Origin of the sequence: Microcoleus sp. A003_D6, from assembly GCF_036702825.1 — a bacterium.
In the GTDB taxonomy this organism is placed as follows: domain Bacteria; phylum Cyanobacteriota; class Cyanobacteriia; order Cyanobacteriales; family Microcoleaceae; genus Microcoleus.
The window spans coordinates 23835-46599 of the sequence record NZ_JAUBWA010000037.1; the positions used below are offsets into that span (position 1 = coordinate 23835).

Consider the following 22765-nt stretch of genomic DNA (forward strand, 5'->3'; position numbering starts at 1 on the left):
CGGATGGCGGCGCACCTTATACCAATTTTAAAAAAGAATGCAACAGTATTCTTGTTCCCCCCCTTAGCAAGGGGGGGCTAGGGGGGGTCGAAGAGTGTTGCACGATTTTAGAGAAATGGTATTACTTATTAGAAGGTTGTGTGTACCACCTATACAGGGAATATGCTGTATATCCACATCAAACGATCGATCCAGAAAACTCGCCCCGGCTCAATCCTCGAACCGTATCATCCAAACCAAAAATCCTAAAATTTGTTCTACGGGCGGTAAGGAGTAAATATTCAGGTCGATAGTTACTTCGGTTCCAGTAAGCTTAAGAAATTGCCATTGGAGGCCATTAGTAACAGAACCATAGAGGATGGGCAATGGTTTTTGTTTGGCGTCATTAAATTTTTGTGCCGCCACCATTTCTGCAACACACTGACCGATTCCTGTTTTCAAATCTGCCTGTTTTGCCTCTACAATGACAATTGCTGGTGCTTCAATTGCTAATTGTTCGGTGGAACGACTGATGAGAAAGTCACAGCGTCCATTCAGTCCCAGCGATTCATCTACGTTGAAATCTTCACCAGAAAACATACTAATTTGACGGTTAAGAATGCGTCTAATTTCTACAAGAACTGGACTAATAATTAGCTCCGATCGGGCTTTTTCGCTGCCTGTGGCTACAGCAAGCGGTAGAGTTTCTTCAAGAGTTGTGGCAAGAGTGTTGCTGGGTTGGATGGAGGCAATTTCAGGAAAAAACCTGACTCCTTCTACTGTGGTTAAATTGAAGGCTTCTTTAACTTTGGTAATGGTGGTGAATTGACTGTATGGCATCTGGTTTGCGTTGAGTTTTGTAGTAGTAATATCATTTCTGCGTTAATCTGGGGTTTTTCACCCTATAACTTCCACTAATGTTTTTAAATCGGGGACTTCCAAGTCTGGCTGGCCGCTAGCCGGCAGTGTCGCCCCAAATCCTGTTTTGTCGTGTCTTCGATTTACCCAAACTGTTGAGATTCCCATAGATGCGGCCGGTACAATGTCGTGATAGATGCTTTGAGCAACGTGCAGGAGTTTGTCAGCAGAAATTCCCATTGTTTCTAGGGCGATTTCAAAGTTGCGAGTTGACGGTTTGTACGATCGCACTTGTTCCGCAGTAATCAACCAGTCGAATTCAACTTTTAAGTGTTTGGCTGTACCAGCAAACAAGTCGCCGTCAATATTGGAAATTACTGCCAGTTTGTATTTCTGTTTGAGTGCTGACAAGGCTGCAACTGTATCGGGAAATGGCTGCCAATTTTTGATGGAATCAACCACACAGTTAAGTTCTGTTGCTGTCGGCTCAAAATTAAATCTTTGACCGATTTTTTTAACTATTTGTTGCAAAATTTCACGGTATCTTATATAATGATTATTCTGGTTTTCTAGTTCGGATTCAAATTCAGCAAAAAGCTCTAAAGTTCCGTCATCGCTCAAATCAATTTCCCGATTTGACAGCAATTCTTTTAATACTGGCAATATGCCTCTTTCCCAATCTATAAGAGTGCCGTAGCAGTCAAAACTCACAACTTCAAATTGATTAAAATCTAACATCTGTCATCGCTCCTATTCTACGGTTGATATTCAGCAAAAATTTCAATTTTTCCGACTATATTGCGGTTAAACTCTACCAATTCTTCTGCCGGAATCCAATATTCTTTATGAATCGAACTGCCGACAGTTTGGACTGAATATTTTTTTAAGAATTCAGCCAAAACTCGAAACTGAGTTACATAGCCGAAATATCCCGATGCTGCATCTCTTGTATTCCAATCTCGTGCAATTTGTATGGCATAGTCTTTGTAGAGTACGGGATAAAAAATAGGCTGAAAAGACAGTCGCGGTGGAAATGCCATAAAATCGCTTTCTTTAATCAGTTCCATTTCTTTTTTTCCGACGGCTCGGAACAGCGTTACTGTCTCTCCATCTGATATATTGATATTTTTAAACCAAGCTTTCCAACCGTCCCAATTGTGAACTATTTTAGCTAATTCAGCGTAACCGGCGGCGCGGGGATGGGAACCGTCATTTTCGGTAAGTTCTTTTTGCCAAATTTCCGATTTTTGCAGGGGAGTGCAAACCTCTAGATAAGGCACTTCTAATTCGCTGCAAACTTGGGAAAACTGTTCGGATAAATTGGCTATTCTGATTGTGCGATCGGCATCAATAACTGGCGGCGGGCCTATCATTAAAACTGGAAATATTTCTTTGGCTGATGTGAGAATATCTCGGGCATTTTCAATTGATTTTTCAACTTCTATGCGAATTTTTTCGTTTTCTATGTAAGTGTCGTTGACGCCAAAGGAAAATACTATTCTGCCGTCGCCGTAGTGAGGTAAGCGGCAAGAAACTTCGCTGAACCAGCGAGTTTTTATATCGGTACTGGTTTCTCCCCTTATTCCTAAATTGTAGTAGGTAATATCGTGTCCTTGTCCGCAAGCGGCCGCGCAAATCCGTCCTGTCCAACCGAGACATTTTAGATCGCCCGTACCGTTTACAAAAGAATCGCCGATAAAACAAATACGCATATTACCTGTGGGAATTGGGAATTGGGAATTGGGAATTGGGAATTGGAAATTGGGAATTGGGAATTGGGAATTGGGAATTGGGAATTGGGAATTGTTGACTGTTGACTGTTGACTGTTGACTGACGATCGATCGCAACTAACAACTGACAACTGACTACTAACAACTGCCAACTGCCAACTGCCAACTGCCAAATGACTTTAATTCTTGCCGATGACGGACAATCCCTCTACAATTACAGACGGTGTGTGGAAAGAACCGTTCCATTCGGAGTCTCCTCCCAATTCTACTAATTGTTTGAGGACGCTGTAGACGTTGCCGGTTACCATTGTGTCTTTGATTCTGCCGACTATTTGACCTTTTTTGACTCGGTAGCCGAGATCGACGTTAATCGAAAAATCGCCGGAAATTCCGGCACTGCCGCCGAGCATTTGATCGACTACAATTCCGTCGTCTAATTGAGCGATTAAATCGATTAGCGAAAGCGAACCTGGTTTAATCAAAACATTGAACAAACTCGGCGTGGGATAGCTGCCCAAACCCGGGCGAAATCCGTTGCCGGTTGTGCCGCTACCCAAGGCTCGACCGGTGGTGCGATCGGTATAAAATAGCTGCAACACTCCGCTGTTGATAAAGACGATCGCCCGAGTGGGAGTACCTTCGTCATCAAAAGGACAGCTATAAGGCCCGATATCCGGCTGCTGCCAGAGGGTGACAAGCGGCGATGTCACTTGGGAACCCAATCTATCGCTCCAAGGCGAAGCGCCTTCGAGTACCTGTTTGCCGTTCAACGCCGCACAGACAGTCCCCCACAGCAAGTCGGCGGCTTTGGCTGTAAATAGCACCGGCACGCGGCCAGTGGCGGGGGCTACATTGTATGCGGCCCATTCCAAACGCTGCAAAACCCGCTTGGCGCTGGTGTTCATGTCGAGGGTACCGCGTTGGGTTTCGCCTTCCCAAATGTTGAGGAAATCTTCACCCCGCACTAATTCTGCTGATAAGTAACCGCTGAGGGTGGTGTCGGTGTGACCCGAATCCAAGCCTCTGGTGTTTACCAAGCGGGTGCTTTCGATTTCGCAGTCGAGTTCGGCGGTGCAGAGGCTTTCGGGATAGGCTTCGCGGACGATCGCGATCGCCTCTTTTCCCCAGTTTACTAGCTCCCCAGCCGACACAGACACTCCGAGATCGGGATAAACAACTTTCTCACCGGTGCCGAGTTCGATGGTTTCCGGTTCGTTGAGTTGCGAAAGCGCGATCGCCCTGTCCACCAAAATTTGCGGTTCCACGGGCCCGTAAGCCACCGCCAAACCCGGCCGCCCGTCCCGCCACAGCCGCAGAGCAATGCCTTCTGCTTGGGCGGTTTCTAGCTGTTTGAGGCGGTTTGCTTCAAAAAAGACCGGCCGCGAGAGCGATTGCGATTCCAATACCTCAGCAGCTTCAGCACCTGCTTTGGTGGCTAGTTCTAGCAGTTGTTCTGCTGATTGGTCATTGGTCATTGTTGTCGGTGGTTGGTAATGGGCGATCGGGAATTAATTGGTCATTAGTCATTAGTCATTAGTTATTAGTCAATATACCTGTTAACTCTCTTTCTAAATGACTGTAAATTAACTGATGACTGATGACTGCTGACTAATGACTGATGACTAAATATTTAGTTCGTGCAGCAGCCAAAATCCGGCGAAAGATTCCGATTCTGGATTCGACTGAATTGCTAAGAAATGTACTTGTTTTGCTTGTTTTTTCGCTGCTTCAAATGCTTTGCCTTCTTTCTCAGTTGCTGCGTCTCTAAGATTAGCTAAAATCCAGCGATCGTTAGCTCCGGTATCTAATACAAGCTTAGCGGGCGGGCCGCTTTCAAATTTCAGAAAAGCCAACTCCAAACCCGACATCCAACCGGCCAAAGCGTTTGCTCTCGACGAGTAGATCATCAGCCCCGGAATTTGCGTTTCCGGGCCCAGGCCTGTCATCGGCAGCCCGAAAGCTTCGCCAAATCCGATATCCCACTCGGACATTTCGTCAAAAGCTGCGATCGGCAAACTCACAAACGCCCATTTTTCGCCGATTAAAGCATCCGGAAGCGCCACAGGCGTTTCGGGTACAAATTGAACGGTCGGGTTCGGAGCGGCTTTATAGCCCGGTTCGGCGGGATAAACGTCTTGCATCCGTTCTTCCAGCCACAGGCTGAGGGCGAGGGTGCGGCGGCTGGAGGCGGCGGGAATATCCAACTCCTCGCAGGCTTTGGTAATCATGTTCGCCATTTGGCGGCGGAAAAAGCGGATTTTTTCGGGTCGTTTCGGTGAGATTGCGATCGCCTCTTTAATTGCGCCAGCCAGCCACAGGGAATTCACGGTTGTACTGGGGCAGAATTGCGAGTAGCGAAACAGAGATTCGGCCTTGTCGCTTACATTCAGCGGGCTTTCGCAGATCAGCACTTCCCATTTTTTTTTCTCTCGCTCGTCTAGGATCGGACGGCTGTAAAAGTCGAGTTCCCAAATAGTTGCCATGCCGCGCTGTTAAAAATTAATCCTTTCTCATGTTACCGGACGGCGGGCAAGTTTCTGATTCTGAAAACTTAAGACAGATTTTCAATCGCGGGCGATTTTGCCGGAATACGCGGGCGATCGGATGTCAGGCATCTTGCATTGCATCTTTGATGCGCCGATCGCCCGCCCACAATAGGTTATAAAATTTTTACAACCATAAATTTAGTTTTAGCTAGTTGCAAATCTCATAGAGATTATGCAGCTTTTGCACTTCCGGCACCCAACAATAATTAGTAAAAACTTCGGTGCGGACGGCGCTCTAATAATTAGTAAAAAGTAGGTGCTGCTGAACACCATACGGCGTTGCTTAATTAGGGTTTGAAAAAGAACCAGGCAAAAATCCAGAAGCTTTGTGGACAATGGTTTTTATGATTTGCATATTTAACCGTTCATACCCTAAATCAGCAACGCCGAACTTTATCAAATTTTGACTGTGTAGTTTAAATGCCGCAACAGCTTAGCACTTTTAATAGACCTCTTGCAAAAATCCTTTCATCAATTGATGGGACGGGCCCCAGAGCCCGTCCCACAAGAGTTATTTTTTCTTGTGGGATGGGCCCCAGAGCCCGTCCTAATTATTTTTGCAAGAGGTCTAATACTTATAGTGCTGGGCGCATTGGAGCCTAGAAACCGGGTTTTTTTACGAACAGACGTGTTGTAGTCCACAGATTCGGTATAAAAACCCGGTTTCTGACTACCCGTGCGTCCAACACTGAGTTAATAGCCGCTTGTGCTGCGGATTTTATTGGCGCTTTGCTGGCTACTGCCTTTACAGAATTGGCGCTACAATCAAAAGTAATAGTTTAGTTTGATTTCATGAGAAAAATCCTTCTCGAAAAGATTGTTTCTACCCTACAACCTTTAGATTTTGTTCTCGGTTTGTGGCAAGGAGGTTCAGCAGCCCACGGATACACCGACGAGTGGTCTGACCTCGATATTGCCGTTGTGGTTGAAGATAACTGCGTGCAACAAACCTTTGATATTGTTGAAAAAGCTCTAGCCGAAATTGGCGAAATCGAACTAAAATATCGAGTTCCAGAACCCGCTTGGCACGGTCAGTCGCAGTGCTTCTGGCGGCTCAAAGAAACCCCGCCGTTTTTGCTAATTGATTTTGCCGTTTTCAGGCGCAGCAGCCGCAACGATTTCCTGGAAATAGAGAAACACGGAAAAGTCCCGGTCGCCTTTGACAAAGCCAATCTAATTGTACCCCCTCATTTGGATACAAACAAGCATCTTTCCCAAATGCTAGCCAGATTCAACGAAATTAAAATCCGTTTTGATTTGCTGCAACCTCTGGTAAACAAAGAGATTTATCGCGGACATTTAGTAGATGCGATCGGCAATTATCATGAGTGGACGCTCTTACCCTTAGTCGAACTGTTGGGCATGATTTACCGTCCCCACAGATACGACTTTGAACTAAAATATTTCAGCAGAGATTTTCCGCCAAAAATAGTCGATCGCGTTGCACCCCTTTTCTGCATTGCAAATCTTGAAGATTTGGCAGCAAAACAGCAAATAGCCGAGGCTTTTTTTGCAGAAACCTTACCGCTGGTAGAAGCTAAGTTTTACTCTAATACAAATTATGAAAAACGATATCTGTAGAGACAAAACCGTGCCGTTTCCGGCGCGGGAATCATGGACGCGGCAGTGCCGTTTTCATGCGATATGCGATTTTTAATAATTAATTAGTAAGAAATAGAGGACTGTAGCAAGACTTTGTTGAATTAATATAAGAATGCCCTAACAGCACCGTAAGGCGCTAAATGTTTCGTGAAAGCGATTAATATAGTAGCAGCAACCTTAAAGATTAAAATCCCATGACAAAACTCAGCGTCAACATCAACAGAATCGCCCTCCTCAGAAACTCTCGAAACATCGGCATCCCCAGCGTTACCGAAGCCGCAAAAACAGTAATTGCCGCCGGAGCCCACGGCGTTACAGTCCATCCCCGCCCCGACGAAAGGCACATCAAAGCTGCCGATGTTTACGAATTAGCCAAAATGCTAACCGTAGAGTTCAACATCGAAGGAAATCCGTTTCAGCCCCCATTTATGGATATAGTTTGCGACGTAAAACCAGCCCAGTGTACCTTAGTCCCGGACGCTCCCGACGTGCTAACTTCCGATAGCGGCTGGGATATTCCCGAAAATCGATCTCGCCTCTTACCAATCATTGAAAAATTAAAAAATAACGGCATTAGAGTTAGTCTGTTTATGGATGCAGATGCTGCTCTCATGCCGCTAGCAAAAGAAGTTGGAGCAGACAGAGTAGAGCTGTACACCGAACCCTATGCAACTGCTTTTCGCGAAGGCAAAGTAGAATCGGTTTTTCAACAATATGTCTTAGCGGCTAAAGCGGCTCAAGATGCCGGTTTAGGAGTGAATGCCGGACACGATCTAAACTTGCAAAACTTAACCCACTTTTGCTCAATTCCTGATATTCTAGAAGTATCGATCGGCCATGCTTTAATTGCCGAAGCGCTAGAAATGGGCTTGTCCAACACGGTAGAAGCTTACCTAAAGATTCTCTCAGGTTCCTAGTACAAATAAACCTCGCGGGGGAAGCCCGGTTTTGCACAATAATCGTAACTACATCTGCCCTTAGAAATCCTAAGCTGTCGCGCATTTAAATTGCATATTCGGGGCGGGCTAGAAGCCCACCCCACAAGAGTTTGATTGTTTTTTGACAGCCAATTTAAATGCAGAACAGCTTACTAGCTTCTAAGCCTGTAGGGTGCCACGGGTAGAACACTTACGCTTACAAGGGAAACGAGAAAGGAGCCGTGGCACCCTACAATACTATTTTAAATGCGTAACAGCTTACTAGCTTCTAAGTGCTAAGGTGCGCAGTGCACACCCTACAGAAGCTAGTGCGTGCGATCGCGAACTGATAATTAGCCGATCGCCCGCAACCAGGTAAGAGTAGAGGCCGTCACCCCCTACGGGTGATAGCGGTTTTTAGCTAACAAGGCAAATCCCGGAGCCAACACACCGCGTTTTTTGGGTGTTGGCATTTTTTTTAGCCAACTCCTCGACAAAAGCTTTAATTTTCATTGACCAAATTACTAATATTTTCGATGATATTATCCTGTCAGGAGTATCATTAAAATGTCACGACAAACTGAGGCGACTGCGAAAGCTCCCGCACTGTAAATCTGCTACCAGTAGGTTTTGTGCAAGTACGGGAAATTTATGTGTATCCTCCATACTGCTGTAGCCGATCGCGATCCGCCAGATTTAATCCGGTGAAAACAGGTCAACACAAGTAAACATATACAAATCCTTACCCCCCTCCCAAGTGCGACATGAAAAAACTAATTTTACTGACTGGAATGCTACTGATGATGATGGCAAAATCAGTATTTGCCAGCCCTGTAGCCCCAAAAATTGAACCGGGCGATCGGATGGCTGCCTCGGAAATTACAGAAACCTTTAACAAACCCGCTACCTCTTCTGCCACAGTTCCAAACCTCGAACCCATCGAGCGAATGTCAACCTCCCAAATTAGAGAAACCATAAACCAACCCACCACCTATATTTTTGAAGGCGTCAAAGGGCGAGAACTCACTCTCTCCCTGTGGGCGGGACAACTGACAGCCGAACTGTACAGTCCCAACGGTCAGAATATGGGAGTTATTGAAAAAAACGACAATCAGTGGATCGGCCAGTTGCCAGAATCCGGCATCTACCGCGTGCGAGTTACCCCGAAAGGTGAGACTACCAGCTTCGTGCTGGGACGCGACTTTAACGCCAAGTGGACTTATAGACCCGATCGCGCAATTCCCATAGCATTCGGGGAAAAAGAAGCTACAGTCAAACTCAAAATGTCCGGCTATCAAATCCAGCCCCTCACAGTTCAGGGGAAACAGGGACAGACAATCAGGGTGAGTGCGAGCAACAAAAATCTCGATGTGGCGATCGAATCTCCGTCGGGACAACTCTTGGATCAAGGTGAAGGTCAAACTTTTGCTCAACTCCCCGAGTCCGGAACCTACCGGGTGCTGATAGTTGCCAACAGGCCCGTCAAGCCCTCCATCAAAGTTTCCGTGCAATAGCAAATATGGCAAAAATACTGTCGGGCGATCGAATTTCCGTCGCCCAAGTACAAAAGCTCGCCCGAAACGCGAGCTTTTTTTTGCGTAAAATCAAATCCGGTGGCATCGGAATTAATATTAACCGCAATCATGATAAGGCACTGCCGTGTCCCTACAATTAATCGGGCGATAGTTACATATCTGGAGAGCGCTATCAATTAGACCTCTTGCAAAAGTCCTTTTAATCAAATTTGGGAACGGGCAAGATGCCCATTCCACAAGAAAAAACTTTTTGTGGGATGGGCATCTTGCCCGTCCCAGCTATTTTCGCAAGAGGTCTATTGTTTTGCGGTAGGGACACGGCCTTGCTGTTTCCTCCCAGTGCTCGTGCAACCCGAAGGGATCTAAAATCCACCTTGGATCAGCGCTTCAAAACGTTCTTGTTTCCAAATATAGCTTAAATCCGAGTCAGCTAAAGCTAGCTCTCGATATAAGATAGGCATAAACTCCACAGCCCGCTGCAAATTGTCAAGGGCCAAATCCGCAAAGCCCAGCAGCGCATAACAGCAAGCTTGATTGTAAAAAGCATTAGCAAAATCAGGATTTATTTCTAAGGTAGTTTCGTAGCAAACAATCGCCTCCGAGTAGCAACCTTTTCGCGCCAATTCCACACCCCGGTTGTACCAAATCAAATAATCCTCAAAGGGACACTCAGATGTGGAAGGGAACTTGGCATTTTTCTGATTTAAAGCTACTAATTTTACCAAAGCAACTCTCCGTTCGCCTACAGCTTCGGCTATGCCCGGTTTCAGAGCGAGCGATCGGCTAAAACTAGCTACTGCTTGTTTGTAAAGTCCCATTGAGTTCGCAGCTAGACCGCGATTGTACCAAGCCTTCGCATCGTCTGGATTAAACTCGATCGCCCGATCGAAACTGTTGAGCGCCAGATAGTAAAGTTTGAGTTCCAACAGAACATTACCTCGGTTGTACCACACCGCAGCAACGTCCGGCTGCAAATGTAAAGAGCGATCGAAACTCAGAACCGCCTTATGGAAAAGCCCCATATCGATCAGCGTCAGTCCTCGGTTGTGCCAAATACTCGCCTCGCACGGGTTGAACTCCAGAGCCCTGTCAAAACTGTTGAGAGCCTCCAAAAAGCGCCCCAACTTTCCTAAAGCAATAGCCCGGTTGTGCCAGCCAAAGCTCGCATTCGGCTCCACCGCCAAGGCCTCATCAAAACTTTTCAGGGCATCTAAGTGCCGTTCTAAATTCCCCAAAGCCATACCTCGTCCGAACCAAGCTTTATAATGATCCGATTGCAACTTCAGAGCTCTGTTAAAGTTTGCCAGAGCACCATCATGATCGTTAGCTTCGAGGTGGCGCGAACCCAGGTGGTAATACCAAGCCGCTTCCAAGTTTTGGATTAAGTTCATAATACTTCGCATCTATCTTAGGGATGATTGTACAGGAACAATGCCCGGAGTTAAACTGTAATTCCACTAAAAATCTGAAAATTTTGATACAAGGCGATCGCCCGTACAAACTGCCAGTCACAAGCTCAATAATTGGCGATCGAAAATAACTATTTTCCTCTGGCAAAAAGCTCTTTCAGCTAACCGCACTCATCGCTTTGTTGGCTCTGCTGCGAATCTCAAATCAGCCTGAGTCACGCAACTATTACCGCATCCCGAATCAGGTTTGCAGTTATACAAAGAGCGCAAATCCCATAGTGCGGCTCCAACTTCTGCTTGCTTTCTTCAAGCAACCACAACCGCTTTTTGAGCAGTCTCGTTCAACAGCAACTTGCCAGCAGCATCAATACTAAAATCCTTCCCCAGCACAAAACCCTTGCCCATCAACCGCTGGCAAACAACCAGCGCAGTAATCCGGCGAATTTCTTCCATCACGTCAGCCGGAATCAAATAACTCAAACTCCAGATCACCGACTCGCAGTCAGACCAAATCAAACGCTCAATACTGACAATCATCAAAGCAGCTACACTGTCAACAGACAGCCGCCCTCTGAGATCCGCAATCAAGTCTTTACCAATTAAGCTATTGCGAGTCATCATCGCTCTAGCCATCTTCCCAATTTCTTGTTCGAGTTCTAAATTATTCATGATTGGCACTGGCTTTGATATTTTTAAACCACTACTAAGAGTAAAAACAGTAGACGCTACCAGGCTCTGCCCTAGCGTAGCTGACCCAGGCTCTACCGCAACTCTTTTAACAAAGTATACCCAAAGAAAGATTAAAAATGTATCTAAAGGCAGATACAAAATATTTTTTAGCAAAAATAACTGAACCAATTCCCACAAGAGTTTTTGCGAGCAGCGAAGTAAGTATTTGTGCTCGCTGTGGTACTGAATAAAGTCAATCGATTTTAGATTTTAGATTGAAGAATTAGACCTCTTGCAAAAATAATTAGGACGAGCAAGATGCCCATCCCACAAGAAGAAATAACTCTTGTGGAACGGGCATCTTGCCCGTTTCATCAATTGATGAAAGGATTTTTGCAAGAGGTCTATTGGAGAATTGGAGAAAGCTACCTCACGGATGAATCCGGGGGGGTTGTACCGGGTTCCTTTCGGCCGAAGATTGGTAAATTCGATACTTGACACTCCCCGACCTGAAGGTACGGGGATTCTTAATTCAGCGACTGACCTTAAAGCGTTGCGTCCTTTCGGCAATACTCAAACTTTTTAACCGTGGTATACCACCAATTAACGAGCCTGATTCGCAGCCACCCCAGCGGGTCTATCTCCAAAAGCGTACTAGGATATCTGACCTAGGGTTTGGGTATGCCCTACCCTACCTAACCATACTGAAATAGTTTGTTTGCTGGTTGGGAACCTACTTTTTTCAGTTCTTAGCTGTTTAAAGAGTTTTCGCCGCTCTGTGTCCCCAATTTATGCCTAAAAGTGTGTCTTTGTTTCACGATGGCAAAGGAGTTTAACCTCGACTATTTAACTATACCATGTTATCCTGTCTTGTCTGGGTTTTTCTAAACTAAAGCCGTCCTATAAAGACAAGGTTTTAAACCCATTTTTCTGATAAAGTAGTTATCGAGCGAGAGAAAAAAACAATGGCTGCAAACCAGCCAGACATCGATATTGCCCCCTTTATCGACTACGGCCTGATTGACCCCACCGCCACGCCTGAGCAAGTAGAAAACTGCTGCCAACAAGCAGATAGATTTGGCTTTGTCACAGTTTGCGTGTATCCCTGCTACGTCCGACAAGCAGTCGATCTGCTGCACGGCAAGCGCCCGAAAGTCTGTACAGTCATAGGTTTTCCAACCGGTGCAACGACATCGACTGCGAAGATTTACGAAGCCCTAGAAGCAGCAGATAATGGAGCCGTAGAGTTAGATGTCTCGGTTAATTTAGGATTGCTGAAAGCTGGCAAAATCGACGAATTCCACCGGGAATTAGCCCAAATTTGCGAAGAAACCAATCTCACCATCAAAGCAATTATCGAAAGTTCGCTGCTTTCGGATGCCGAAAAACAATTAGCGGCCCAGATTTGCATGGAGGCCGGTGCCGCCTACATTAAAACCAACACTGGCTTTTTTGGCGCGGCGACAGTTGATGATGTGCGACTGCTGAATGAAGTTACTAAGGGCAGGATCGGGATTAAAGCCGCCGGCGGAATTCGCACTCACGAACAAGCTTTAGATTTGATCGTCGCTGGTGCAACTCGTTTGGGGACTTCCCGCGGCCCGGAATTGATCCGCCAGCGAGATAATTTAGATAAAAGGTAATTGTTGCTACTGTGGAGTCAATCTAAAATCTAAAATCTAAAATCGAGTGACTCGAACTTACAAAGCAACTGGAATCAATCTTAAGAGTGCGCCGATCGGCGAATCCGATCGAGTGCTGACTGTTTTGACGCGGGAATTCGGCTTAATTCGAGCCGTAGCACCGGGTGTTCGCAAACAGCGATCGACCATTGGCGGTAGAAGCGAATTATTTGTTGTCAACGAATTGCTAATTGCCAAAGGCCGATCGCTCGACAAGATAACCCAAGCCTCCACAGTAGAATCCTATCCGGGTTTGAGCCGCAACCTCGGAAAACTCTGTGCCGCCCAATATCTGGCAGAATTGGCGATCGCCAGCGCCCTTTCCGACGAGCCCCAAGAAGAACTCTTTTTCTTGCTGGGCGAACACTTGAGCCGTTTGGAGCGTTTGTCCGACCGCACAGAAATCCAATCCGCCGCCGTGCTTGTCGCCCACCTCAGCCACGGCATTTTTCACTTGCTAGCCTTAGCCGGCCTCGCGCCCCAAGTCCAAGTCTGCTGCGCCACCAGACACCCGCTGATCCCAAATTTCAGCGATCCGAACTGGCAAACCGGGTTTAGTATACCCTCTGGGGGAACCTTCAGCTTGCCCGAGCTAGCTAACCTAGAGGCAGAACTCTCTTCAGAAATCGGTAGCTTGTACAAATCCGCCTCCCGTTCCCGCCAAATGAATAGCAGCAAACACTTGACAAATTTCCACATTAATGCTAAGGAATTAGCAGCGCTGCAACAGTTGGCCAGTCCAGAACTAGGAGAGGGGATTGCCGATCGAACAACTTGGGTATCTGTCGAAAATATTTTGCGGCAATATGCCCAGTATCATTTAGGTTGCACGATTAGATCGGGAAGCTCGATCGACACCTACTTAGAGAGTTTTGAGTTTTAAATTTTGAGTTAAATAGGTGAACGGGCGATCGTACATCTCACCCCCAGCCTGCGGGATACCCGAACCTGCCGGCAATTTCAGGTAAATTCTCAAGATTGTTGCGACATCAGATAATAGATAAAGTTACGAGTTATTCATAAACTTAGGGGTTAACCCGTCAATTTGAAATTCACATTCCCCCCAACCTCCACCATCCCAGGCCATCCACCCCAAATTGTATGATGCGACTGTCCGATTCTGATTTGAGAATACCTGTTTTAGCTGTGACCCACCACAAGATGGAAGAACGAGAAAATTTTCCAGATTTTCAGTCCAATCCTGTTATGGCCGATCGACAATGGAGCAACGCCCAAGACCCAGAAATGGATAAATATCCCGCACAGAAAGAAACAGAGTCCAGCAACGGCAAAAGCCAACAACCAGCAGCAATCCCCCTGCTGCCAAAAGCAGATATCTCAGAAGCAGTTGCCGAAACTCCCGAAAAAGAAACAGGATTTCTGCCAGTTCTGAAAAACCGAAATTTTTTAGCCTTGTGGAGCGGGCAAATTTTCTCCCAACTAGCAGATAAAGTTTATCTCGTACTGACGATCGCCCTCGTAGCCAGCCGCTTTCAAGCGCCAGATCAAACCATCAGCAGGTGGGTATCGGCAATCATGATCGCCTTTACAATTCCCGCAGTGCTGTTCGGGGCCGCAGCGGGCGTATATGTCGATCGCTGGTCGAAAAAAGCAGTGCTAGTCGCCACAAACCTGCTGCGGGGAGGCTTCGTTTTAACATTGCCCCTGCTGCTGTGGCTCTCAGACGGGTGGGAACTCGGTCAACTGCCGCTAGGATTCTGCTTGCTGCTGCTAGTGACATTCCTCGTTTCGACTCTAACTCAATTTTTTGCCCCAGCAGAACAGTCAGTGATTCCCCTAATTGTGGAACGCCGCCACCTGCTATCGGCAAACTCCCTCTACACCACAACCATGATGGGTTCGGTGATTATTGGCTTCGCAGTCGGAGAACCCTTACTAGCCTTAGCTGACACCATATTTTCCAACCTCGGCGGCGGACTCGGCATCGGCAAAGAATTAGTAGTAGGCGGAAGTTACGCCTTCGCCGGAGTGCTGTTGCTGTCGATGAAAACAGGCGAAAAAAACGATGCCGAACACGAAGCGCCGCACCCGCTAGCGGATTTAAAAGACGGCCTGCGTTACATCAACGCTCAACCGAAAGTCCGCAATGCTTTAATTCAACTAATTATTCTATTTTCCATTTTTGCAGCCTTGGCAGTTCTAGCGGTGCGGCTGGCAGAAATCCTCCCCGGTATGAAAGCATCGCAATTTGGCTTCTTGCTGGCTGCGGTGGGCGTGGGGATGGCTGTTGGGGCGACAACTGTCGGCTATCTCGGTCACAAATTTTCTCATTCCCAACTGAGTTTAATTGGATCGGTTGGCATGGCACTTGCTCTGCTGGGCCTTTCTGCATTTACACACCATTTGTGGATCTCGGTGCTTTTTATTACCCTGTTGGGTTTATTTGCCTCATTGGTAGGAGTGCCGATGCAGACGACAATTCAATCAGAAACCCCAGAAGAAATGCGGGGAAAAGTCTTCGGGCTGCAAAACAATGCCACTAATATCGCTTTGAGTTTACCGTTGGCTTTGGCCGGGGTAGCGGAAACATTTCTGGGTTTGCCTGCTGTGTTTTTGGCTTTGGCTGGATTGGCGATCGCAGGTGGCGTCTTAACCTGGTATATTTCCCGTAACAGCAATACTAAAGTCGATCGACTCCAATCAAATAAGTAAATCCACCTAATTAAACGTAAGATACAGATGGCAATAAAGCTTGCTATATAAGCACTCTTCCTTCTTCCTTCTTCCTTCTTCCTTCTTCCTTCTGCTTAACAAACTCTGATTTACTCGAATGCACATCGCTTGGCTAGGAAAAAAATCACCTTTTTGCGGTAACGTCACTTACTCCAGGGAAGTCACCAACGCACTGTTAGACCGGGGATACCAGGTTAGTTTCCTGCACTTTGCCCAGGAAGCCGGCCCGCTGGACAGGAACACTGCGGCGTGGAGCATGGCAAATGGTTCATGGGGAGCGGCAATTGCTCAAACCTCACATACCGCTTCGCTCTCGCCCGCGAGTTGCAACGAAGTATCTTTACCCTGTCACTACAAATCGCAAATTTATACGATTCCGACTCTCAAGTCCCGCACAGTGTTGATGAAATCTCTGCGGCGGCTGAAACCCGATGTTGTTCACGCTTCCCTGACGCTTTCGCCTCTAGACTTTCTGCTGCCGGAAATTTGTCAAGAATTGAATTTGCCTCTGGTGGCGACTTTTCACCCGCCGTTCGATCGCAAATTGCGGAATTTGACATCGGGAACCCAACACCTGATGTATCAACTCTACGCTCCTTTTTTGGCTCACTACGACTCGACGATCGTATTTTCTTACATTCAGCGAGATATTTTGGTGCGCTTGGGAGTGCCGGAAGAACGGGTAGCCGTGATTCCCAACGGAGTAGACGCGGTTAAGTATTCGCCCGGGCCTTCGGGGTTGAAGTCCCAATTAAAAGCCGATCGAATTTTTGTGTACCAAGGCCGCATTGCCCCGGAGAAAAATGTCGAGGCTTTGCTCAAAGCCTGGAAACTGTGCAATTTTGGCCCTGGCAACGTGTTGGCGATCGTGGGCGACGGGCCCCTAGCCGCGTCGCTGCAACTGTCCTACGGCGAAGATGATGGCATTGTGTGGCTCGGATTTGTGGCCGAGGAGGAACGGCGGATCGAAATTCTGCGCGGTGCAGACGTATTTATTTTGCCTTCTTTGGTGGAGGGACTGTCGCTGTCGCTGCTGGAAGCGATGGCCTGCGGTTTAGCTTGTTTGGCAACCGATGCCGGTGCTGACGGCGAGGCTTTGGAGGAAGGGGCGGGGATAGTTTTAAACACTCAGCGGGTGCGGAGTCAGTTACAAACTTTGTTGCCGCTGTTTTGCGATCATCCTGAATTAGGAATGCTGCTGGGCCAAAAAGCTCGACAAAGGGCGATCGAGCGGTACACTCTCAGTCAGAATATAACTGAGTTGGAAAAGCTGTACTCAGAGGTTTTGCAAAAGCAGCGCGTACCAGTTCGGGGTTTGGCTTGATAGGGGAAGGAAGTTCGGCAACGGATTTTGTAGCGGATGTAACGGATGTCAGGAGGAAGGTTTTCCCGTATCCTCTTCGATATTGGTGAGGAATAATATTAGACCTCTTGCAAAAATAACTAGGACGGGCTCTCCGGCCCATCCCACAAAATTTTTTTTCTTGTGGAATGGGCCCCAGAGCCCGTTCCAGAATTTGATTAAAAGGATTTTTGCAAGAGGTCTATTAAACGGCAAATTAACAGATACAAAAGAAAAACGTTCCACGGGAGCATCTCATTTTTGTAAAAAGCATTTTTTTCTGATAGTGCGAGCGTCCCCGCTCGCGTATCGTATAATAGACCTCTTGCAAAAATAATTAGAACGGGCAAGATGCCCGTTCCACAAGAGTTATTTTTTCTTGTGGAACGGGCCGGAGAGCCCGTTCCATCAATTGATGAAAGGATTTTTGCAAGAGGTCTAATATGCGAGCGGGGACGCTCGCACTATTAAATGCAAAACTGAGATGCTCCCCGTTCCACATTACTCATCCTCTTGAGCTTTCGATTGCTTTAAAACTTCCAGCATCGTCTGTGCAGCATCAAACGCATTATAGGGAGACCAAACTTCACACACCGCACCTGATGCGATCAAATCCTGTTCCTGATTCTGCATACATCCCATCAGCATTTGCAAGGTCACTTCCTCCACAGAAAGACCGCGCCGCTCAGCAGACTGCAAGAGGTACTGCTCCAATTCAGGTGATAGATTTAGCGTCAAATTCATAAACTGCTCCTATTTGTTTGTAATTGCTGTGTTAAAACCTTCAATCTAATACCAATTTTAAAAAAGAATGCAACAGTATTCTTGTTCCTCCCCCTTAGCAAGGGGGGGCTAGCAGGGTGGTTTTATTGTGGGGAGAAGAAATCTGAAACGACAGAAAGCACCGCTCAAAGCTCGCGTCTGGGACGCAACTGTTATATTAATAAAGGTACGTAGTTGGGCTTTAGCCCTCTTTATATATACGTCTAAAGAGGGCTAAAGCCCAACTACGTACCTATTTCTAGGATGACAATTAATCCACCCTGCTTAGCAAGGGGGGGCTAGGGGGGTCGAAGAGTGTTGCACGATTTTAGAGAAATGGTATAAGATCGCCTAACTTCCCGGGCGCAAATAGTCAAAAAGCCGATCGCCCGAATCAGCCCGAATCAAAGCAACAACAACTTCCGGCAAACTTCCCAAACTCGGATAAACAAAATAACGGGGTTCCCACCGCGGCCCAAACTTATCTTTAAAACTGTGCAGTCCTTTAAAATTATAAAACTTGCTCAAGTGATCCGAAAGATAAATTAAAACCTTTTCCAACCGCCCGGATTTCTCAGCTTCTCCAACTCCCGCCAAGGCCGACAAACCCAAATCAAATTCTTCATATCCCAATTCTTGACAGTGCTGCAACATTGAAGCAAACAAACACTCCATCGTGCCATTTTCCACCTCAGTGCGGCGCCGCATTAAATCAACTCCAACCACTCGATCTCCCCCCGATATCATATTAGCAAAAGCACTAATTTTACCGTCGGGAGTGTGGATGGCAACGGCGCGGCTTTCCCGCAAATATGCCTCCTCAAACCAACCCACAGAAAACTGTTTTTCCGCACCCTGAACCATTTGCAGCCACTCGTCGCTGACGAGTTTCATTTGCAGCATCAATTCCGAACTTAAAGGAGGTTCGTAAAATTTGACTTGATAGCCGGCTTTTGTCAGTCGGTTGATAGCAGTTCTCAAGTTTTGATTGGCTTTGCCTTTGAGAGTAAAAGTTTTGAGATTGACAATAGCTGCTTCGCCAATTTGCACCACTCGAAAACCGAGAGTAGAATACATTTCTACATCGTCGGGCAAAGTTTGATAAAATGCTGGATACCAATCGTTGCGATCGCAAAATTCTTGAAACCCCAGAATTGCTTCTTTGCGGTCTTCTGCGGGCCCGATGGGGTCTCCCAAAGCGATCGCGCCTCTACCTTTGGGGACGTAGGCGATCGTACTTTTGCCAGAATGACTAAAATAATAAGATTTATCCGGAAGCAACGCCAGTCTCGCTAGCGTTGTCCGCCCGTATTTGGCTACAACTTCTTTAGCTTTATTCCGTTCCGAAATACTTGCGGAATCTCGCAGCAGCACCGGCCGCAGCAGCATAAAAAGTGCGTAACCAAGCGTTACCGTACCCACAGCATAAATCGAATCTGTGAAAAAGTTAGCAAACCGAGTTTTCGCAACCACACCCGCGTCATCCGCCGTAAAAAACATGGCAAAAGTCTGGAACAAAGCTGTGTCTAAATCAAAATTAACCGCTTCTCCTTTAACTTCAAAACTCCCATCCAGAATGTAAAAACCTGCTGTCCCGTAAGCCAGCGTAAACAGCAAAGCGCCCAGCAAAACTCGGATTCCTTGAGCAATTGAAGGGCGATCGGATTTAGCGGTAAAACTTTTCCGCATCACCAACAAGTGAAACAGCAGCACCCCAGAAAGCAAGCTTTCTTCAACATCCAATCCCTTGACTAAATGAATTACAATAGAAACGATTAACAATCCCACCGTCAGCAACCAAGCAACCCGCTTGCGCCGCAACAAATTAGTTGCCAGAGTTAGCAGCATAAATCCGATCACTGCTGCAAAAAAATGGCCGCCCGCACGCACGGGAAAAGGAAAAAACGGCTCCAACCAATTTCGGCGATCGGGTAAACTGGGAGTTACAGCAGACAGCAGGTTAATAACTCCAACCAATCCGGTTAAAAATGATGCAGTCCAGAGTCCAATCCTAGTTTTTTGGGATAACACAGTTTCACCTTTCTATTTGCTATGTTCTAATTTTTCTGTGCGGCCAGTGATATTTTAAACTGTTTTCCAACATAACTCAAAGAATCGGCTAAATGCTTGTGCCAATAATTCCAACCAACATCGGGGCCGACAATCCCGTGTCCTCCCGGAAATTTGTGAAACTCGTTAGCAATACCCAAACTGTTTAATTGCTCGTGAAACTGTTGAGTAGAAGTCAGAAAGTCTGCGTCTCCTTCCCCGGCATCCAAATAAGCGCGCAACTGCTGTTTATCTTTAACACTAAGTTTTTCCACTAAATATTTAGGACTGTTAGCCTGGCCGCTTCGATCGGTAAAATAACCGCTGTGGCTGAACAGAATATTAAAATTATTCAAGTAGCGCAAACCGATATTAAAAGCTCCCCAACCCCCCGAAGATTGTCCTCCCATTGCCCAGAATTTGGGGTCTTGCAGCGTTCTGTAGCGCGATTTTACGATGGACGCTAACTCGGAGCCGATCGCGCTTCCCACCTTACCGTTCGGCCCGTCAAAATACTGCGGGTCCCAAAAAGGACTCGTACCCCGATTGTCGTTCCCGTCAGGAGTAATTATAATTGATGGCGGCAATCTTTTGCTTTTATATAAATCGTGAAGCACAGAAGTAACAGCAGCTTTGTCCTGATAAGCGCGCGCGTCTCCGTGCCCGCCGTGCAGCAAAAAAATCACAGGATAGCGCTGTTTGGGATTTTTTGCGTACCCAGGCGGCAAAATTAAGCCGTAGGTGCGCTCTGAATTCATAGCCGCACTTTTATATGTTTTGAGTTCAAATTTTAGCTCGGCATCGGCTATGATTTTCGGAGGGTCTAACTGAGGTGCTCCGGCAATAAAAACGTACCAGTATCCAGTCGCACCTAATAGGAGGATTGTACCCGCACCGATACCTAAAACTTTTCCCAACCACTTAGGCATAATGTTAGTTGACAGTTGACGGTTGACGGTTGTTAGTTATTTGTGATTGATTATATGTTACATATAAAATCATTAATTTTTAAAGCCCAATTCCCAATGCCCAATTCCTAGTATGCTGAAGTCAGACTTATTTTAACCAAACTCGTGACATACAAAAATCCTACTCCTACAGTTGATATTATCATCGAATTGGTCGATCGCCCCCACCGCCCGATCGTACTCATCGAACGCCGCCATATTCCCTACGGCTGGGCAATTCCCGGCGGCTTTGTCGATTACGGGGAAGCGGTAGAAACGGCGGCCAAACGCGAAGCTTTAGAAGAAACAAGCTTGAATGTAGAATTAATCGAGCAATTTTACGTTTATTCCGACCCAAATCGCGACCTCCGGCAACACACCATCAGTATTGTATTCTTGGCTGCCGGAACGGGCGAACCTCAAGCCGCCGACGATGCTAAAAGTTTACAAATTTTTGAATCTTGGCAGATTCCCCATCAATTGTGTTTCGATCACGATCGCATTTTGCGCGATTATTGGCGTTACCGTCATTATGGATTGCGGCCGCGTTTGTAGGAGAAGAGTTTTTAACCGCAGATGCACGCAGATTAACGCGGATTAATTGCTATGATTTATCTGCGTTGATTTGCGTGCATCTGCGGTTTCATTCATAACAACTAAATTTTATGCCAAGTTTAACAATATTAGGCGGAGGTGCTTGGGGATCGGCACTGGCAAATCTGGGAGGCAAAAAAGGCGATCGAGTTAATTTGTGGTCGCGCAGCAGTTCTTTTAGTCTAGAATCAGTTATAACTGGCGCGGATGTTGTTGTTTCGGCAGTTTCGATGAAAGGAGTTGGAACAACGGTCGATCGGCTGCTTGCCTTAAACTTAAGTCCCGATACAATTATAGTTACTGTCACCAAAGGTTTAGACCCCGCGACTACCCGCACTCCGTCTCAAATTTGGCAAAATGCCTTTCCTAACAATTCAATTGTGGTACTTTCGGGCCCTAATCTTTCCGAGGAAATTCAGCAAGGATTGCCGGCTGCCACGGTAGCGGCGAGTTTGGATTTAGCAGCGGCCAAGCAAGTGCAAAATATTTACAGTTCCGATATTTTTCGGGTTTATGTGAATGAAGACCCGCTGGGGACTGAGTTAGGTGGAACTTTGAAAAATGTATTTGCGATCGCCGCTGGTGTTTGCGACGGTTTACAATTAGGAACTAATGCTAAATCTGCTTTGCTGACTCGCGCTTTGCCGGAAATGATTCGGGTGGGAGTTCGTTTGGGCGCTCGCGCCGAAACTTTTTACGGTTTATCTGGTTTGGGAGATTTGCTTGCTACTTGCAACAGTCCTTTATCGCGCAATTATCGGGTTGGTTTCGGATTAGCTGAAGGCAAATCTTTAGAGCAAATTTTGCACGAATTGCAGAGCACTGCTGAGGGTGTCAATACTACTAATGTGTTGATTGATTTGGCTAATAAACGTGGCATTGAAGTTCCTGTTTCTCGTCAAGTTTACCGCTTGTTGAATGGGGAAATTACTCCCGAACAAGCTGTTTTATCGCTGATGGAACGAGCTTTGAAACCCGAGTAATAACCAAAAAAAATGTTTGCTATCCCCTTCATGATTCGGCGGTTGAAACCGCTACTACACAAACAAAGTCCGCCTGCGCGGACTCAGAAATAAAGCGGAATAAATGTTATCTATTTCGGGCCGTAATAAAAGGCAATTTCTTTCTCTTTCAGCGGTGCAAAGTTGGCCGCCACCAGCATTTTATCGAGTTCCTCTTGTCCGATGTGTTTGACACCGATTCGGACAATGCGCGATCGCATGGTATTTGACACGCCACTGCGCTGTCTCCCGGCTTCTAATCCCATTACTTGCTCGTAGAGGTCTAATTTTGCCTTGGGAATCGGAGTGCCGTCAAAGTCGATTCCAGAGGCGATCGCCACATCGATCGCATCTGCACCAGTTGTAGATTGAGCCGCTGAGTTTGTTTCTGAAGACATTGTGCAAATTAAATAAAAAGGACGATCGTCATAAAAAGTAGTTTAGTCCT

The 22765-nt window shown here is 46.6% G+C and carries 22 protein-coding genes; 11 read left to right on the forward strand and 11 right to left on the reverse strand.

What is annotated here, in order from left to right; translation table 11 throughout:
• Nucleotides 1-210 precede the first annotated feature (210 nt).
• The 5 genes from QUB70_RS12610 to QUB70_RS12630 all read right to left on the reverse strand — a co-directional run bounded on the left by QUB70_RS12610 (nucleotide 211) and on the right by QUB70_RS12630 (nucleotide 5051).
• Nucleotides 211-819, reverse strand: coding sequence for a hypothetical protein (locus QUB70_RS12610; protein ID WP_332980705.1), 609 nt, complete (start codon nucleotides 817-819; stop codon nucleotides 211-213).
• A 57-nt stretch (nucleotides 820-876) separates the two neighbouring features.
• Nucleotides 877-1575, reverse strand: coding sequence for a haloacid dehalogenase type II (locus QUB70_RS12615; RefSeq protein ID WP_332980707.1), 699 nt, complete (start codon nucleotides 1573-1575; stop codon nucleotides 877-879).
• 17 nt (nucleotides 1576-1592) lie between these two features.
• Nucleotides 1593-2720 (reverse strand): GDSL-type esterase/lipase family protein, encoded by a 1128-nt coding sequence (locus tag QUB70_RS12620; RefSeq protein WP_332980710.1) that lies wholly within the window; start codon nucleotides 2718-2720, stop codon nucleotides 1593-1595.
• Nucleotides 2721-2747: 27 nt separating this feature from the next.
• On the reverse strand, nucleotides 2748-4043 hold the full coding sequence (locus QUB70_RS12625) for a TldD/PmbA family protein (protein ID WP_332980713.1): 1296 nt from the start codon (nucleotides 4041-4043) through the stop codon (nucleotides 2748-2750).
• Between the two features lie 147 nt (nucleotides 4044-4190).
• Nucleotides 4191-5051, reverse strand: a complete 861-nt coding sequence (locus QUB70_RS12630; protein ID WP_332980714.1) for a Tab2/Atab2 family RNA-binding protein — start codon at nucleotides 5049-5051, stop codon at nucleotides 4191-4193.
• Nucleotides 5052-5906: 855 nt separating this feature from the next.
• Here QUB70_RS12630 and QUB70_RS12635 point away from each other — a divergent pair.
• The 4 genes from QUB70_RS12635 to QUB70_RS12650 all read left to right on the forward strand — a co-directional run bounded on the left by QUB70_RS12635 (nucleotide 5907) and on the right by QUB70_RS12650 (nucleotide 9308).
• Entirely contained in the window at nucleotides 5907-6695 is a 789-nt protein-coding gene (locus QUB70_RS12635; RefSeq protein WP_332980715.1) for a nucleotidyltransferase domain-containing protein, read from the forward strand.
• A 215-nt stretch (nucleotides 6696-6910) separates the two neighbouring features.
• Entirely contained in the window at nucleotides 6911-7633 is a 723-nt protein-coding gene (locus QUB70_RS12640; protein ID WP_332980717.1) for a pyridoxine 5'-phosphate synthase, read from the forward strand.
• A gap of 764 nt (nucleotides 7634-8397) precedes the next feature.
• A complete protein-coding gene (locus tag QUB70_RS12645) occupies nucleotides 8398-9147 on the forward strand; it encodes a hypothetical protein (protein ID WP_332980718.1) in 750 nt (249 codons plus the stop codon).
• A 5-nt stretch (nucleotides 9148-9152) separates the two neighbouring features.
• Nucleotides 9153-9308: a hypothetical protein gene (locus QUB70_RS12650; protein ID WP_332980719.1), complete on the forward strand. Its 156-nt coding sequence runs from the start codon at nucleotides 9153-9155 to the stop codon at nucleotides 9306-9308.
• Nucleotides 9309-9530: 222 nt separating this feature from the next.
• Here QUB70_RS12650 and QUB70_RS12655 read toward each other — a convergent pair whose 3' ends face one another.
• Both QUB70_RS12655 and QUB70_RS12660 read right to left on the reverse strand, forming a co-directional pair.
• Nucleotides 9531-10559: a tetratricopeptide repeat protein gene (locus QUB70_RS12655; RefSeq protein ID WP_332980720.1), complete on the reverse strand. Its 1029-nt coding sequence runs from the start codon at nucleotides 10557-10559 to the stop codon at nucleotides 9531-9533.
• Between the two features lie 324 nt (nucleotides 10560-10883).
• Nucleotides 10884-11246, reverse strand: coding sequence for a hypothetical protein (locus tag QUB70_RS12660; protein WP_332980721.1), 363 nt, complete (start codon nucleotides 11244-11246; stop codon nucleotides 10884-10886).
• 318 nt (nucleotides 11247-11564) lie between these two features.
• Between QUB70_RS12660 and QUB70_RS12665 the strand changes: the two genes are divergently transcribed.
• From QUB70_RS12665 to QUB70_RS12685, 5 genes are all read left to right on the forward strand, one after another.
• Nucleotides 11565-11744: a hypothetical protein gene (locus tag QUB70_RS12665; RefSeq protein ID WP_332980722.1), complete on the forward strand. Its 180-nt coding sequence runs from the start codon at nucleotides 11565-11567 to the stop codon at nucleotides 11742-11744.
• 467 nt (nucleotides 11745-12211) lie between these two features.
• Nucleotides 12212-12889, forward strand: a complete 678-nt coding sequence (deoC, locus tag QUB70_RS12670; protein ID WP_332980723.1) for a deoxyribose-phosphate aldolase — start codon at nucleotides 12212-12214, stop codon at nucleotides 12887-12889.
• Between the two features lie 46 nt (nucleotides 12890-12935).
• Complete coding sequence (gene recO, locus QUB70_RS12675; RefSeq protein ID WP_332980725.1) at nucleotides 12936-13811, forward strand: DNA repair protein RecO; 876 nt, start codon at nucleotides 12936-12938, stop codon at nucleotides 13809-13811.
• A 218-nt stretch (nucleotides 13812-14029) separates the two neighbouring features.
• Nucleotides 14030-15601: an MFS transporter gene (locus QUB70_RS12680; RefSeq protein ID WP_332980727.1), complete on the forward strand. Its 1572-nt coding sequence runs from the start codon at nucleotides 14030-14032 to the stop codon at nucleotides 15599-15601.
• A 118-nt stretch (nucleotides 15602-15719) separates the two neighbouring features.
• A complete protein-coding gene (locus tag QUB70_RS12685) occupies nucleotides 15720-16946 on the forward strand; it encodes a glycosyltransferase family 4 protein (RefSeq protein WP_332980729.1) in 1227 nt (408 codons plus the stop codon).
• Between the two features lie 519 nt (nucleotides 16947-17465).
• On the opposite strand, the gene QUB70_RS12690 is transcribed toward QUB70_RS12685, so the two are convergent.
• From QUB70_RS12690 to QUB70_RS12700, 3 genes are all read right to left on the reverse strand, one after another.
• Nucleotides 17466-17708 carry a hypothetical protein gene (locus QUB70_RS12690; RefSeq protein ID WP_332980731.1) on the reverse strand — a complete coding sequence of 81 codons (243 nt, stop codon included), beginning with the start codon at nucleotides 17706-17708 and terminating at the stop codon, nucleotides 17466-17468.
• A 369-nt stretch (nucleotides 17709-18077) separates the two neighbouring features.
• Entirely contained in the window at nucleotides 18078-19757 is a 1680-nt protein-coding gene (locus QUB70_RS12695) for a bifunctional lysylphosphatidylglycerol flippase/synthetase MprF (RefSeq protein ID WP_332980732.1), read from the reverse strand.
• Nucleotides 19758-19783: 26 nt separating this feature from the next.
• Nucleotides 19784-20704 carry an alpha/beta hydrolase gene (locus tag QUB70_RS12700; protein WP_332980733.1) on the reverse strand — a complete coding sequence of 307 codons (921 nt, stop codon included), beginning with the start codon at nucleotides 20702-20704 and terminating at the stop codon, nucleotides 19784-19786.
• A 144-nt stretch (nucleotides 20705-20848) separates the two neighbouring features.
• Here QUB70_RS12700 and QUB70_RS12705 point away from each other — a divergent pair, with 144 nt between their 5' ends.
• The gene (locus tag QUB70_RS12705; RefSeq protein ID WP_332980734.1) at nucleotides 20849-21277 is read left to right on the forward strand and encodes an NUDIX hydrolase; all 429 of its coding nucleotides are present in this window, start codon (nucleotides 20849-20851) and stop codon (nucleotides 21275-21277) included.
• Nucleotides 21278-21387: 110 nt separating this feature from the next.
• Nucleotides 21388-22299 carry an NAD(P)H-dependent glycerol-3-phosphate dehydrogenase gene (locus tag QUB70_RS12710; RefSeq protein WP_332980737.1) on the forward strand — a complete coding sequence of 304 codons (912 nt, stop codon included), beginning with the start codon at nucleotides 21388-21390 and terminating at the stop codon, nucleotides 22297-22299.
• Between the two features lie 110 nt (nucleotides 22300-22409).
• Here QUB70_RS12710 and QUB70_RS12715 read toward each other — a convergent pair whose 3' ends face one another.
• Nucleotides 22410-22715: a small RNA NsiR4-regulated ssr1528 family protein gene (locus tag QUB70_RS12715; RefSeq protein ID WP_332980739.1), complete on the reverse strand. Its 306-nt coding sequence runs from the start codon at nucleotides 22713-22715 to the stop codon at nucleotides 22410-22412.
• Nucleotides 22716-22765 lie beyond the last annotated feature (50 nt).